We start from the raw sequence: 311 nt of genomic DNA on the forward strand, positions 1-311 counted from the left end.
CCGCTGACCACTTCCTTGAAGCGGTCGGGCTGGGCTACTTCTACCTTACCGCTGCCTCGCACCACGATGGCCTTCAGGTTCTTGGAGCCCATAACAGCCCCTACCCCGGAACGGCCTGCGGCCCGGTAGCGGTCATTCATGACAGCAGCGATGGGAGATAGCCGTTCCCCGGCCGGACCGATGGTCAATACCCTGGCCTTGTCGTCTCCTGCCTCAGCCAGAAGTCCGTCAGTGGTTTCACTGACCAGTTTGCCCCAGTACTTGTCGGCAGGGCGGATTTCCACCTGGTCATCCTTGATGTAGATATATAC

At 59.5% G+C, this 311-nt stretch carries 1 protein-coding gene; it reads right to left on the reverse strand.

All coding sequences use genetic code 11. The features are described from left to right. The coding region (locus tag JDF658_RS09210) for an aldehyde ferredoxin oxidoreductase N-terminal domain-containing protein (RefSeq protein WP_278308112.1) at positions 1-311 on the reverse strand (311 nt) is incomplete at both ends.

Origin of the sequence: Carboxydocella sp. JDF658, from assembly GCF_002049395.1 — a bacterium.
GTDB lineage: Bacteria > Bacillota.